Source organism: Kribbella catacumbae DSM 19601 (assembly GCF_000372465.1).
Taxonomy (GTDB): domain Bacteria; phylum Actinomycetota; class Actinomycetes; order Propionibacteriales; family Kribbellaceae; genus Kribbella; species Kribbella catacumbae.
Genome location: NZ_AQUZ01000025.1, coordinates 1 through 14,336, shown reverse-complemented (window position 1 = coordinate 14,336; position 14,336 = coordinate 1). Strand labels below are relative to the sequence as shown.

Sequence of the window (14,336 nt, the reverse complement as noted above, 5' to 3'; positions counted from 1 at the left end):
TCTGGCAGTGATCCGATCTGTCGCGTAGATCCTATAGGATATGTGGCTCATCGCGCACGGTCTGTGTCCCGACCGACAGGACATAGACGTCTACGTATAGGCCGCCGCCCGCCTGGGCTACTCCCGGCAGCCGTCGCTGAGCCGACTATGTCCTGTCGGTCGGGACACAGACGCGGGTCGATGGTGGATAGAGTCGGGGCGTGGCGGATGACGGGGTACTGCGGCTGGGGCGGCGGGCGTTTGCTCCGGGGGAGTTCGCGGTGATGGCGATCGTCAACCGGACCCCCGACTCCTTCTTCGATCGGGGCGCGACCTACGCCACCGACGCGGCGTACGAGGCGATCGACCGGGCCGTCGCCGACGGTGCGGATCTGGTCGACATCGGCGGCGTCAAGGCCGGGTACGGCGAACCCGTCAGCGAGGAGGAGGAGCTTCGTCGCACGGTGGACTTCGTGGCCGGCATCCGCGACCGGCACCCCGACCTCGTGATCAGCGTCGACACCTACCGCAGCGGCGTCGCGCGCCGGGTCGGTGCGGCCGGGGCGAACCTCATCAACGACACCTGGGCCGGTTCCGACCCGCAGATGCCCGCCGCGGCCGCCGAGGTCGGCGCCGGACTCGTCTGCAGCCATGTCGGCGGCCTCACCCCACGGACCGACCCGCACCGGATGGCGTACGACGATGTCGTGGCGGACGTGATCCGGACAACCACAGGCCTTGCCGAGCGTGCGGTCGCGGAGGGCGTCAGCCGCGACGCGATCGTGATCGACCCGACCCACGACTTCGGCAAGAACACGCTGCAATCGCTCGAACTGACCCGGCGCCTCGACGAGCTGGCCGCGACCGGCTGGCCCGTCCTGGTCGCCGTCTCCAACAAGGACTTCATCGGGGAGACACTCGACCTCCCACCGGGTCAGCGTGGTACCGGGACCATCGCCGCGCTGAGCGTTTCCGCCTGGCTCGGTGCTCGCGTGTTCCGGGTCCATGACGTGCCGGCCGCCCGGCAGGCACTCGACCTGATCGCCGTACTGCGGGGCGTCGCCCTGCCGGCTGGAACCAGGAGGAGCCTGGCGTGATCCGTCAGCTGTCCCAGCTCACCGACGCCGAGGTGATCGAGGCCTATCAGGTCGAGGACCGGTCGAAGGCGCATCTGCGCAGCAACTTCGTCACCAGCATCGACGGTGCCGTGGAGATCGACGGCCAGTCGAAATCCCTGTCCAGCAAGGCGGATCAGGAGATCTTCGGCAAGCTGCGGATGCTGTCCGACGTCGTCCTGGTCGGCGCCGGGACCGTTCGCGCCGAGGGGTACAACCCGCTGAAGGTCGGCGCGGCGCGGCGGGAATGGCGGCAGGCTCGCGGCTTGCCGGAGAACCCAACGCTGGCGATCGTGTCGGCTCGGCTCGACCTGAACCCGGTCAACCCGGTATTCGCCAACGCGCCGGTGCGGCCGCTGGTGATCACCCATGACGCCGCGCCGCCCGACCGCCGCGAGGCCCTCGGCGAGGTTGCCGACGTACTGAGCTGTGGTGAGGCCGAGGTCGATCTCGCCAAGGCGATCGCCGCGCTGGCTGAGCGAGGGCTGCCGCAGATCCTGTCGGAAGGCGGGCCGCATCTGCTCGGCGCGCTGACCGAGGCTGATCTGGTCGACGAGATGGACTTGTCCCTAGCGCCGCTGCTGGCCGGCCCTGGCGCCGGTCGGATCACCGCCGGGCTGCCGTCGACCATCGCTCGACGGTTCGAGCTGCGGTCGGTGCTGCTCGCCGACGACGGCGACCTCTTCCTGCGCTACCTCCGGGCCGCCCCCGACGGCGTAGCCCTGCATTCCGTGCGGGTTGCCTGATGCCGGTTGTCGCCGCCGCGGTCTGCCCGCATCCGCCACTCCTCGTCCCCGAGGTCGCGGGCGGTGCCGCGGCCGAGCTCGACGATCTCCGGGCCGCCTGCCTCGCTGCGATCGACCGGTTGGCCGAGGCCGACGCGTTGGTGATCGTCGGCTCAGGTCCTGTCACCGGCACCCGGTACGACGCCTCGGCGGGTGGCAGCTTCGGCCCGTACGGCGCGCGCGACGTCCGCGTGGGCTCCGGCGACTTCGTGCTGCCGTTGTCGCTCACGGTCGGCGCATGGCTCGTCGAGCAGAGCAAAGCGGCCGGGCTCCCGCGCGTCTCGATCACCGTAGCCGTTGACGAAACGCCGGCTGCCTGCCTCGCACTCGGCCAAGAGATTGCTCACGGCAACGACCGGGTGGCGTTGCTGGTGATGGGTGACGGGTCGCCCCGGCGCAGCGAGCACTCACCGGTGCATCTGCACCCACGCGCTGAGCTCTTCGACAGTACTGTCGCCGCTGCCCTGGATCTGGCGGACACCGACACTCTTGCTGCCCTGGACCCGGACATCGCCACGGAACTACACGCAGCCGGGCGAGCGCCTTGGCAGGTGCTCGCCGGCGCCACCGCTACCGCTGGGTTGCGGGGACATCTCGCGTACCACGCAGCGCCGTACGGTGTCGGCTATTTCGTTGCCAGCTGGACGCTTTAAGGCTTTCTGAAGCCTGTCTGAAGCCTCCTGCGGACTCTGTTGGTGAGGGCCGGTCCGAATCGGACCAGCCTGCGGAACCGAGGGGGAAGCGAGATGGCTGACAAGGAAACTCCGGTGGAGACGGGGAACTACCCGCTACCGGAGGACGGCGCGCAGGACCAGGTCGTGCAGACCAGGCTGCCGCAGTACGACGAAGACCTGGTGGATGGTGCGACGCTGGAGTCCGACTCATGAGCGGCACGGTGCGGGAGCTGCTCACCTGGGCCGCGGCGCAGGTACGGACGATGGAGAAGCCGCTCGGGTCCAACAAGAACCCGTACGCCGCCAAGGCGGGGCACACGGACGGCCTTGCCTGGTGTGCCACGTTCCTGGTCGCCGGCTGGAAGGTCAACAAGGTGCCGCTGGTGCCGGGGACGAACAGCGCGTTCACCCCGTCGATGCAGAACGGCTTCAAGAACGCCGGCAGGTTGCACAACAGCCCGCGGGCCGGCGATGTCGGCTTCCTCTTCGACAAGGAGCTGGGCCGGATCGCGCACGTGTTCTTCGTCGAAAGGGTCGTGGGCGACTTCGTCAAAACCATCGAAGGCAACACCAATTTGGACGGCGGCAGGCAGGGCGTAGGAGTGTTCCGGCACAGCCGGCGCTGGGCCGGTGGCGCCACGATGATCCGCGGTTTCGGCCGTCCGGACTACAAGGCGGCGCCCGCCCCGAGACCCGGCCGGGTGATGGCGATGCCCGTGGTGTCGCTGGCGGCCGTCGTCGCCGCTGCCCGCAAGGACCCGCCGGGACCTGATGGTGCGATCTCGCACCCAGCTGCGGTCCGGATCGTGGAGGCCGCGCTGATGGCCGAAGGGCTGCTGTCGTCGACCTTTGCCAAGGACGGCTCGTACGGCACGGTGACGATCAAGGCCTACGCGCAGTGGCAGCGCAAGCTGGGCTTCTCCGGTGCTGATGCGGACGGCGTCCCGGGGATGGAGTCGCTGAAGAAGCTCGGCCTGCAGCACGGCTTCAAGGTCGTAGCGTAAGTACTTCGGGCCAGCGGGTCGCGGTGGCTGCTAGGTCGCCGTGACCTGCTTCGGTGAGCTGGCTGGTCAGTTCGACGCGTGCGGCGCGGATCGCGTCGGCTGCTTCCTCGGCGGTGCGGTAGGGGCCGGACCAGTTGCAGATCGCGTCTCCGGCGAACCACTCGCCGGTCGACGACTGGTGTACGTGTGAGGCGGCCAGTCTGTCGGCCGGCAACGCGTCGCCGCGCTCAGTCGCGATCTGGAGCACGGCGTCGACGGTGACGACTCCGGCATCCAGATCTGTGAGCGGCCTGAGGTAGACGGCATCGGTCAGTATGAACTCGTACCCGTCGGGGACGCGTTCTTTCAGCCAGGCAAGGGCTTCCTGCGCCGTCTCCGCGAGGAGCTTGGCGTTGGCGGGATCCTTCAGGGTGTGGACGCCGCACATCCTCGTGTGGGTGGGCCTGAGCTCGTTCTGCCAGAGCCGGACCTGGAGTTCCTCCCTGCCCGACAGTCGGCGGCCGAGGATCCGCGCCAATCCGACCACATCGAAATTCAGCTCGTCCGGTGTCCGTTTCTGGCCCGGCTCGAAGGGCTCGCCCGGCAAGGTCCCGTGAGTGGTCCACGGCCCCACATGCCACCGCTCCAGCACCGCCATGCCACCGACCTTACCCACCGCCGCCGACAACCACCGCGCCGGCAACCACCCGCGCCAGAGCCACCGCGCCGGCAACCACCGCGCCGACCAGCGACCGCCGCCGGCCGACCACGCGCGGGTCGGCGGCGGTCCGGAGTACGGGCGGCGGCGGGCGGAGTACCGGCTAGCTCTTGACCGGGGCCGGGACGCCGAAGGTCTTGGCGAGGTCGTCGAGGATTACCCAGGCGCCCTGCAGGCCGACGGCAGTCATCCAGGTCAGGTCGTCGACCTCGTGCACGCGCGGTTCCAGCGGCTTCCAGAGCGGGTTCGCCTTGAACTGGCCGGCGGTCTTCTTGCTCACGCCCTTGTCGTCGTTGAAGGTGGAGACGAAGATCGCGTCGCCGTCGGCGTCCTTGATCCGCTCGGCGCTGATCTCCAGCGCGAACCCGTTCACGTCCTGCGACTTCGGCCGGGCCAGCCCGGCGTCCTTCAGTACGATGCCGGAGTAGCTCGCGTTCTGGTACAGCCGGGTCGGGCCGTCGATGAACCGGACGATCGAGATCTTCGGGTTCTCGGCCTTCGTGTTGATCGCCGTACCGACGGTCTTGGCAGCCGCCTCGTACGCCGAGATCTCCTTGTCCGCCAGGGCTTCCTGCCCCAGTGCCTTCGCCTCGAGCCGGAGGTTGTCCTTCCAGGTCGGCCCGGTCGTCTGCGACATGATCGTCGGCGCGATCTTGCTGAGCTGCTCGTACAGCTTCTCGTGCCGCACCTTCGCTGAGACGATCAGATCGGGCTTCAGCGCCGCGATCTTCTCCAGATTTGGCTCGGCCAGCGTGCCGACGCTCTGCGCCTCACTCCCGAACGTCGTCCGGTCGTCGCCGAGGTAGTCGGGCAGCTTGCCGCTGATGGTCCGGTAGTCGGTGTACCCGACGACCGGCGTGTCCAGCGCCAAGGTGGCATCCACGAAGCTGGTGTCGAGCGCAACCACCCGCTTCGGCTTCGTCTTCACCTCGGTCTTGCCCATCGCATGCTCGATCGTCCGCGGGAACCCGTCGCTCGCCCCGTCGCCGGCGGACCCCGCGTCCTCGGTCCCGCCCCCACAGCCGGCCAGCACCAAAGCCGCCACAACCACCAACGAACCAACCCAGGAACGCCGCACAAGTCTCTCCTAATCCATCACGAGCAGTCCCGCAGACCTTACGTCACTACTAAGGCTCCCCTAACCCCGCGGTCCGGTGCGCCACCGGGAGCCCCGGCTGTCCCACCACCACCAGGTGATCATTCGCCGCCTTTTCACCCTTACCCAGGGCTTGGCCGCGTGATCACCACCCCCGCGGCCGGGGCTGCCCGGACTCCCAGGCCATCAATGGGCGCCCACCATGGCCTGGTTCCCGCACAGCCGGCCCTGGGGATCGCTGCCTTTGATGGCCTGGAGGTCCGGGAAGGCCCCTCGGGGCTCAGCACTCCCGGGGGGTGAAAAGGGGGCGAATGATCACCTGGTGGTGGGGGTGGGGTGGGGGGGAGCCTCGTGCGCCTCGGACGAACTTGCCGCCCCGAGCAGTAAGCCACGTGCGGAGTGGAGGTCAAGGGGGCAACGGTTAGGTCACCTCCTTGACGTGCCTTGTTCACCAGGGGAATTGCAGGTTCCTGCAATCTGCCTCGCGGAGCGGATTTTGCCTTGACAAGGAGCGCGGGGTCGTGGACGTTGAGTGCGCCATCGGCTACACGGGGTGGTGCACCTCGGGGGTGCAGCTTGAGGGTTTGTCTCTGAGGGGGATCTCTGTGTTCGGTCGATCGCGTGTGTTCCTGCCTGCCCGTTTGCTGGTGGGCTTGTTGGCGGTAGTGGTTCTGGCAGCTGGGCTGGTCAAGGTTCCACCGGCGGCGTCTGCTGCCGGTACGCCGACACTCACCGTGGGTGGTGTCGCGTTGGCGGGCTCGACCCAGCCGACGACGTTCAAGGCCGATCTCACCGACGCACCGGCTGCGACCGGTGAGGTGACGTGGCTGGTGGACGACAAGTTCGCGGCCAAGACGCCGACGCCGCCGCACTCGTTCTCCAAGACCTACACGGCCGGCCCGCACAAGTTGAAGGCGCGCTGGGTCATCGACACCACCACGGGTGCGACGGCGGAGACGTTCGCCAATTTCACGGTCGGTACTGCGCCCGCCGAGCCGACGCTCATGTCCGGCAGCGAGCCGCTGCAAGGCGCCACCGTCAACTCGCCGTTCCGCGCAGAGCTGGCTGGCGTACCGACCTCGATCTCCGGTGGCGTGACGTTCTTCCTCGACGGCGTCCAGGTGATCAAGGACACATCGTCGCCGTTCCAGGCGAACATCACCACGAGCGCTGGATCGCACCAGATCAAGGCGACCTGGATCGATCCGGCCACTCAGCAGGCCAAGCAGCTCATCGCGACAGCGACCGTCCAGGATGGACCGTTCCTGTCCTCAGCCGGTACGCCGTTGCATGCGGGCAATGTCACCTCGCCCTTCACTGCTGTGTTGTCGAACCCGGTCGGCGTGACTGGCGACATCACGTGGCTGCTGGACGACAGCTACATCGGCAAGAGCACCGCGCCGCCGCACCAGTTCACCGTGACGACGGCCAATGGTCAGCACAAGCTGAAGGCACGCTGGGTGGTCAACACCAGCACTGGTGCGACCAAGGACGTCACGGCGGTCTTCACGGTCGGCACGATGCCGGAGTTCCGCGTCGCCCCGCCTGTCAACGAGGAGCCCGGCCCGGCGATCAAGAATCTTTGGGCGACGTCTGACAACCGGCGTACGCCGATCGCCGGCGTCTACGACTGGAGCAAGGCCGGATTCGGTGGCGGTACTCCGCTCCCGGCACCGTCCAACTACCGCAGCGACGCCGCCTGCAACCTGACAGCGGCAACCGTCCAGTCGACGTACGACGTCATCCCGAACGACAACCAGGACGACACCGCCGCCCTGCAGTCGGTCATCGACCACATCCGCACGGAATGCTCGCCGACCAGCCGGGTCGACTCGATGGCGAAGGTGATGCTGCCCGCCGGCAAGATCAACCTGAGCAAGGAACTGCACCTCGACGCCGACTACATGCTGCTTCGGGGCGCAGGGTCCGGTACCGGCGGTACACAGCTCGTCTTCGCTCCTGACGCCAACACCCGCTACGACAAGATCACCAAGGACGGAACCCGCTGGGATCTCGACGCGATGACGTCGGGCGAGGCGGGCGGCGGCTGGATCTGGCCGGGCCGCGGCATGATCCGGGTCCAGTCGCGTGCGGTCGCTCCGAAGTACGCCGAGCAGTTTGCCGCCGCGGCGCCCAACCGCAAGGACCTGTTCGAGGGCACGGTCAACGTGCACTGGACCAACGGCCTGCTGCTGGCCGGCAAGGCGGGCGACTCGAACTACAGCGCACGCAAGGGCGACAAGGTCATCCAGCTTGCCCCGGGTTCGTCGTTCGACAACCTCAAGGTCGGCGGCATGGTCAACGTGATGGCCGCCAACTCCCAGAAGTTCTACGACAGCATGCAGGCGACGCCGACGGAGTTCCCGCTGGAGAACCTGCACATGCGCCAGCAGATGTTCATGGTGGCGTCGGGCGACCCGCTGGCCGCGACCATCACGCTGGACAAGCCGCTCGAGTACGACCTGCCGGTCAACTCCACCTCGGACGGATCGGACCCGCTCAACGGCACGGTCTTCCCGTCCAAGGTGTCGCCGATCGTCGACCTGGTCACCGGCGTCGGGATCGAGGACCTCGCCTTCACCCAGGTGATGCCCGGTCTGGACAAGGAGTCGGCCAAGCACAACTACGGCAACATGGACCCGGCTGCGGCCATGCACGGCATCGTGCTCAAGTGGGTCAACAACTCCTGGATCCGCAACGTGCACTCGGAAATGACCGGGTCGCACCCGATCGTCACTGAGGCAGCGGCCAACATCTCGGTGATCGACAACAAACTCGAAGGCTCGTGGAACAAGGGCAAGGGCGGTAACGGCTACTTCCGCGGGTCACGCGTCTGGGACTCCGTGTACGCCGGCAACACCACTCGCGACCTGCGCCACTTCACCTTCCAATGGTCGTCCAGCGGCAACGTCGCGATCGCCAACAGCTTCGACTCCGATCTCAACCTGCACGGCGGTTTCGAGCGGAACAACCTCTTCGAGCTGAACGAGGTCACCGTCCCCTACGAGCACAAGTCGGCCAACTGCCAGACCAACTGTGGCGGCGAAGGCGGCTCTGATCCTGACGACTCGGACTGGTACCCGATCTGGTGGGCGGCCGGCAAGAAGGCCGTCAAGTGGTCCGGCTCATCGGGAGAGAACAACGTCTTCCACAACAACCACCTGCGCAAGCAACTCGGCGACGAGACGCAACAGTTCACCGACTACCAGCTGTACTCCGACCGCTCGAAGCTCTACCGGTTCGGATCGGATGGCGGTGAGTTCAAGCACCTGACCGCGGACGGTACGGCGATCAGCGACTGGGCGCACATGGAGGAGCGCGACTACACCGGTGGCAACGGTGTTGATGCATCCAAGAGCGACGGGACGCGCTCGATCTTCCTGAAGAGCATCTCGCAAAGCGGGTACGGCGGGCCGAATCCGCAACCGCTTCGTCGTACCTGGGGCTGCTCGTGCTGGGACGGCCGCGGCATGGTCAATACGCGGCTTGCGGCCGACCCGGTCAACACTGCCACCGGCTCGCTGACGGAGTACTTCACCGATCTGGCCGTTGCCGGGCCAGGGCGCTCGCTGACTTCGACCAGGACTTATAACAGCCTGGACGATCATGTCGGCTCATTCGGCAAGGGCTGGACCTTCGGGTACGACGTTGCGCTCACCAAGAACGCGGACAACTCGATCGACATCCGCAACGGGACCGGCGGCGTCACGAAGTACACGAAATCCGGGACGGCGTATGTGTCGCCTGATCCAGGGGTCACCGCGACGCTCACCGACAAGTCGGGTGGCGGGTGGGTGCTGACCAACATCGCCGGCGACACGATGACGTTCAACGCGGCCGGGCAGCTTGTTTCGGACCGTGATCCGCAGGGGCGTGGGGTCTCACTCGCGTACTCCGACGGGAAGCTCGCAACCGTCACGGACGACCTCACGCAGACGTTCACCATCACCTGGAACGGCGCGCTGATCAGCAAGATCACGGCGTCCACGGGTGACGTCGCGGAGTACGGATATACCGCCGGGCAGCTGACCTCGGTCAAGGGCATCGACGGTAAGACCACGACTTACACGTATGACGTGAATCTTGGTTTGCTGAACGGAATCACCGATCCGAGCGGTGCGGTCAGTGCGCGGACGACGTACGACCCGGCGACCAAGCGTGCGATCTCCCAGATCGACGAGGCCGGTGGCACTTGGACCTTCAGCTGGGATGCTGCGACCGAGACCGCGACGATCACCGACCCGGCCGGTGTGAAGACGCAGGACATCTATCAGGGCAACGTCCTGGTCTCCCACGTTGGCGGCGATGGACGCTCGGAGGACCTGTACTACGGGTCGAACAACCACGTCACGGCGTCCACGAGTCCCGGACAGGAGCTGACGCGCAGCGAGTACGACGCCCGCGGCAACCTTTTGAAGCAGTACCTGCCCACTGGGACGACCGACGCGGCCGGCGCCTTCGAGCAGTGGACCTACGACGCCGGCAACCGCGTCACGTCATACAAGGATGCTGTTGGCAACGAAACGACGTACGAGTACGACGCGAACGGTCAGTTGCTGAAGACAACGTTCACGGACTTGTCGACCACATCGCAGACCTACACGGCGCTCGGGCAAGTTGCCACTAGCACCGATCAGCTCGGCAAGGTGACCACCTTCACCTACAACGCCAAGGGCGACCCGATCAAGGTGGTCAGTCCCGAAGGCGCGGTGCTGACGTCGACCTTCGACGCCAAGCACCGACGGGTGTCGCAGACCAACCCGCTCGGCAACGTCGCGGGCGCGACCCCTGGGGTCATCGAGCAGAACACAGAGCACTGGACGTACGACGCCTTCGGCAACATCCTCACCCATACCGACCAGCTCGACCGGGTGACGACGAACACGTATGACGCGCTGGGCAACCTGCTCACGGTGACGGATCCGGGCGGGGGCATCACGAAGTACGAGTACAACGCCTCCGGCCAGGTCACGAAGACCACCGACGCCGAAGAGCGGGTTACCAGCAGCGAGTACGACACCGCTGGGCGACTCGTCAGCACCACTGCTCCTGGTGGGGCGAAGACGACCAACACGTACGACCCAGTCACCGGCTCGTTGGCCTCCACGACAGGGCCTGAAGGCAACGTCGAGGGCGCTGATGCGGCGACTCGGGAGAAGTACACGGCTCGGTTCACCTATGACGCCGACGGCCAATTGACGCACACGCTCGTGTCGGACCCTTCGAATCTTGCGAAGAAGCTCGCCACCGTAACGACGTACGACGACCAAGGCCGGCCGGTCAAGGTCACCAATCCGGACATGACCTCGACCAGCACGACGTACGACGTACTGGGTCAGGTCCTGGAGACGACCGATCCGACTGGGATCAAGGCATCCCAGACCTACGACAAGCTCGGCCGGGTCGTGACGACCACGAAAGCCGGCATCACAACCACCTTCACCTTCGACAAGGCCGGCCAGCAAACCCGGGTGCAGAGCCAGTCAGGCCGCGCGACCGTCACGGCATACGACGGTGACGGTCAGGTCGTCTCGACCACGGATCCGCTGGGCAAGATCACCAGCTACGAGTACGACGCCAACGGCTGGCAGACCAAGAAGATCGATCCGTTAGGGCGTGCCGTCCTCACCGCCTACGACCCGGCCGGACAAGTCTCATCGGTCACCGATCCGGCCGGCGGCAAGGTCGACTACACCTATGACTCGCTGGGCCGGCTGAAGTCGGTCAAGACACCCACCGGCGCCGTAACCGCCTATGACTACGACAACACCGGCAACCTGACCAAGACGACAACGCCTCGGAACGGCGCCTACGTCAACACGTATGACGCTGCCGGTCGCCTCGCCACCAACCTCACACCGACCGGACGCGAGACCCGGATGTCGTACACGCTGTCGGGCGCGGTCGCCTCCACGACGCTGCCAGCCGGGTCGGTGAACTACACCTACGACAACCTCGGCCGCACGACCAAGGTCGACTACTCCGACAGCACCCCAGATGTGCTCTCGACGTACGACGCCGCCGGACGCCCTCGCACCGTGACGGCGGGCGCGGCGTCAACGGCATACAGCTATGACAAGGCCGGACGACTCACCGGCCTCACCCGCGGGCCCACCGCCTTCTCATACGGACACGACGCGCAGGGCCGGCTCTCGAAGCGAACCTATCCGGACGGCCGATCGCAGGCCTTCACCTATGACACTGACGGTCTGATCGCCGGTTCGACTCTCAGCGGCGGATCGATCGCCTCGCCGATCGCGACGACCTACAGCTACGACAGCGCCGGCCAACTGAAGAAGACCGACGCGGGCGGCCTGGTCACCGACCGCACCTACGACGACGCCGGCCAACTAACCAAGATCGAACACGGCCGCTCAGGCACCGCCCTAATGTCCCAAACCGTCGCCTACGACACCGCAGGCCGACCCACGACCATCGACACGACTCGCGGAACCACGGTCAAACGCAGCCTCTACGGCTATGACACCGCTGGACAGCTGACGAGCTTCTGTACGCCGTCGTCAGTAACCGTCACCTGTGATGGCGCGCCCGGTTCGAAGTACACCTACGACGCCAGCGGCAACCGCGAGACAACCACCAAGGTCACCCCAGGCCAGGCCGACCTGGTCACCACAACAGTCGTCGACGCCGACGACCGCATCCAGACCGAGACCACCGGCACCAGCGTCACCACCAGCACCTACGACGCCAACGGCTACATCAAGAACCGCGGCTCGCCGGCCGGCACGGAGTCCTTCACCTACCGCCTCGACGGCAACCTCGCCCAGGCGACCACCACCACCGGCACAGTCCTCGACTACACCTACGACGAAGCCGGCAACCGCCTAACCTCCACCGCCGACGGCGTACTGCAATCCAAGTGGACCTGGGACACCGCCGGATCCCTCCCCATCCGCATCGCAGAAGCCAATGGCGCCGGGGCGACCACTCACCAATGGGCCAACGACCCTGTCAGTGGCCTCGGCGGCGCATTCATCGACACCGTCGGCACCGCCCCAACCTGGCTCCTCGGCGACTACCAGGGCTCCATCACCGACACCACCAGTACCGGCACCACCCTCACCGGCACGGCCACCTGGGACCCCTTCGGCACCCCGGTCACGGCGCCCACCGGTGCCATGACGGCCAACCCCCTGCGCTTCCACAACCAGTACCAAGACACCAAAACAAACCTCTACGACGTCCGCCTCCGCGACTACGACGCAACCCAAGGCCGCTTCACCGGCCCTGACCCAGTCGCAGCCTCGCCGCGCGACGGCTACATCCAAACCTACTCCTACGGCTACAACAACCCCCTCAACTTCACGGACCCCTCCGGAGCCTGCTGGGTCTGCGGCGCCGTCGGAGCCGTGGGCGGCGCCATCATCGGGGGAATTTCCGGTGGCGTCAGCGCCTACAAGGACAGCGGCGGCGACTGGGGCGCAACCTGGGAAGGCGCCGGCAAGGGCGCGATCCAGGGTGGACTCTCGGGAGGGGCCGCCGGCCTGTGCGCCGGTGGCGGTCTGGCAGCAATGTCTGCCTGCGCCGGCCTCGGCAACGCCGGCGGCGGCTACCTGAACTCCCTCATCTGGGGCGACGACTACAGCTGGAGCGACGCCGGCAAAGACTTCGCCTGGGGCGCCGGCACCACCCTCGCCCTCGGCGGGCTTGGAAAGGCCGGCGGCAAGGCGCTCCAGAACACCGGGATCGGTAAATGGATCGCAACCAATATCAAGCCCCACCTGCCAGCGAAGCTCCGTGGCCAGTACAAGTGCCCACCGACCGAGCAGCCGACGGGCAAGGGCAAAGCCGCCGCGAACAAGGTAGTCGGCACCGCCAAGTCCACCTATCAACGGGCCAAGAATGACGAGCGCGGAGGGATCCGGCTTCCCGGTGGCGGGATAGATCTTCCCGGTGTGGGGGATGTCCCGACGAAGGTGGTCAATACGAACATGCCGCATGCTGTGAAGCGGGCGATCGAGCGTGCGGGGTACCAGCGCCCAGACCAGGCGCGCGACGCACTGAAGGCACTCGGTCGCTCCATTGAAACCAATGGCTTCCCGAAGGGGACAATCCCTGATACAAGTGAGGACCGGGTGTTGGTGCCGTTCGTCCGGAACACGTACGCGACGTACCAGATCAAGCCCAATGGCAACGCTGTACTGAAGACAATCCTGAATGCGAAATGAGTGATATGACCCACCGGGAACCTTTCTGGATGGTTGAGAGCAGAGCCGAGATCCTGTTTGCTCGAAAATTGATGCAGCGTCGATTTCCAGTCGCATATTCACTTCTGACTAGAAGTCTTGAGAAGGCGGATCCCCTCGCTGTGGTGGACCCGGACAATCCTGACGAGTATGGGGATGTCGTCAGGGAGATGCTTGTGATCGCTGATCGCGTGAACGGCGACCTGAGTCGTCTGTCGCGGGAGGAGATTGAGGAGTTGGTCAGGGAAGGCTTGGCTCGTTGCTTCGGCGAGGAGCCTGATCGTGACCGCGTGCAGGTCGCGGTACGGCTCATCCATTCCGGTTGACGGAAGACGGCATATGGTGCTCGGCGTGATGGTTCCAGTCGCATAGCTGGTCTTTGGGCTCAGTCGGCATCCTTTGATTCTTCATTAAGCTGCGAATGCGATTTCGATGATCAGGTCTCGCGAGGCTGGGAGCGACCGGGATGCTTTGCTGGGAACGTATCAAGGCACCTTCCGTCTATTTGGTGAATTGGCCGTGATGACCGCAACTCATGCTGTGACGATGAACGGGACCTTCAGTGAGGTTTTCTCACCGGGGGCTGGCCGGCTGAGCCATGTCGTTGTCTAGAGCAACGGTGTGGTGAACAGGGTGTGTCGTGTGATTGGCGTGGGGTCCTGACGCTGTAAGTCGGTTCTCGCCAAAGAAGCCCGACCTGAACCAGGACCCCACGTGATCACCTATCGTGCCAGTCTCGACGTCCCCGCGGAAACCGCCCACCAGGTAGCGCGCTGGCT

Annotated in this window: 9 protein-coding genes; 7 read left to right on the top strand and 2 right to left on the bottom strand. The window is 66.1% G+C overall.

Going from position 1 to position 14,336, the window contains the following annotated elements; genetic code table 11:
* The first annotated feature begins 200 nt into the window (after positions 1-200).
* From folP to A3ES_RS51490, 5 genes are all read left to right on the top strand, one after another.
* Entirely contained in the window at positions 201-1,076 is an 876-nt protein-coding gene (folP, locus tag A3ES_RS0124310) for a dihydropteroate synthase (RefSeq protein ID WP_020389449.1), read from the top strand.
* On the top strand, positions 1,073-1,840 hold the full coding sequence (locus A3ES_RS0124305; RefSeq protein ID WP_020389448.1) for a pyrimidine reductase family protein: 768 nt from the start codon (positions 1,073-1,075) through the stop codon (positions 1,838-1,840). Before folP ends, A3ES_RS0124305 begins: the two co-directional genes overlap by 4 nt.
* Positions 1,840-2,532: a class III extradiol dioxygenase subunit B-like domain-containing protein gene (locus A3ES_RS0124300; protein WP_020389447.1), complete on the top strand. Its 693-nt coding sequence runs from the start codon at positions 1,840-1,842 to the stop codon at positions 2,530-2,532. Before A3ES_RS0124305 ends, A3ES_RS0124300 begins: the two co-directional genes overlap by 1 nt.
* Before the next feature lie 93 nt (positions 2,533-2,625).
* Positions 2,626-2,766, top strand: a complete 141-nt coding sequence (locus A3ES_RS54245) for a hypothetical protein (RefSeq protein WP_020389446.1) — start codon at positions 2,626-2,628, stop codon at positions 2,764-2,766.
* Entirely contained in the window at positions 2,763-3,557 is a 795-nt protein-coding gene (locus A3ES_RS51490; RefSeq protein ID WP_020389445.1) for a peptidoglycan-binding protein, read from the top strand. The genes A3ES_RS54245 and A3ES_RS51490 overlap by 4 nt, the downstream gene beginning before the upstream one ends.
* Here the strand turns inward: A3ES_RS51490 and A3ES_RS0124285 are convergent.
* Together A3ES_RS0124285 and A3ES_RS0124275 are read right to left on the bottom strand one after the other, a co-directional pair.
* Entirely contained in the window at positions 3,541-4,194 is a 654-nt protein-coding gene (locus A3ES_RS0124285; RefSeq protein WP_020389444.1) for a hypothetical protein, read from the bottom strand. The two genes, A3ES_RS51490 and A3ES_RS0124285, sit on opposite strands and share 17 nt — an antisense overlap.
* Positions 4,195-4,357: 163 nt before the next feature.
* Positions 4,358-5,332 (bottom strand): ABC transporter substrate-binding protein, encoded by a 975-nt coding sequence (locus A3ES_RS0124275; protein WP_020389442.1) that lies wholly within the window; start codon positions 5,330-5,332, stop codon positions 4,358-4,360.
* Between the two features lie 683 nt (positions 5,333-6,015).
* Here A3ES_RS0124275 and A3ES_RS51485 point away from each other — a divergent pair.
* Positions 6,016-13,539 (top strand): RHS repeat-associated core domain-containing protein, encoded by a 7,524-nt coding sequence (locus tag A3ES_RS51485; protein WP_237745043.1) that lies wholly within the window; start codon positions 6,016-6,018, stop codon positions 13,537-13,539.
* Entirely contained in the window at positions 13,536-13,883 is a 348-nt protein-coding gene (locus A3ES_RS54240) for a hypothetical protein (protein ID WP_157630725.1), read from the top strand. Before A3ES_RS51485 ends, A3ES_RS54240 begins: the two co-directional genes overlap by 4 nt.
* The last annotated feature ends 453 nt before the right edge of the window (positions 13,884-14,336 follow it).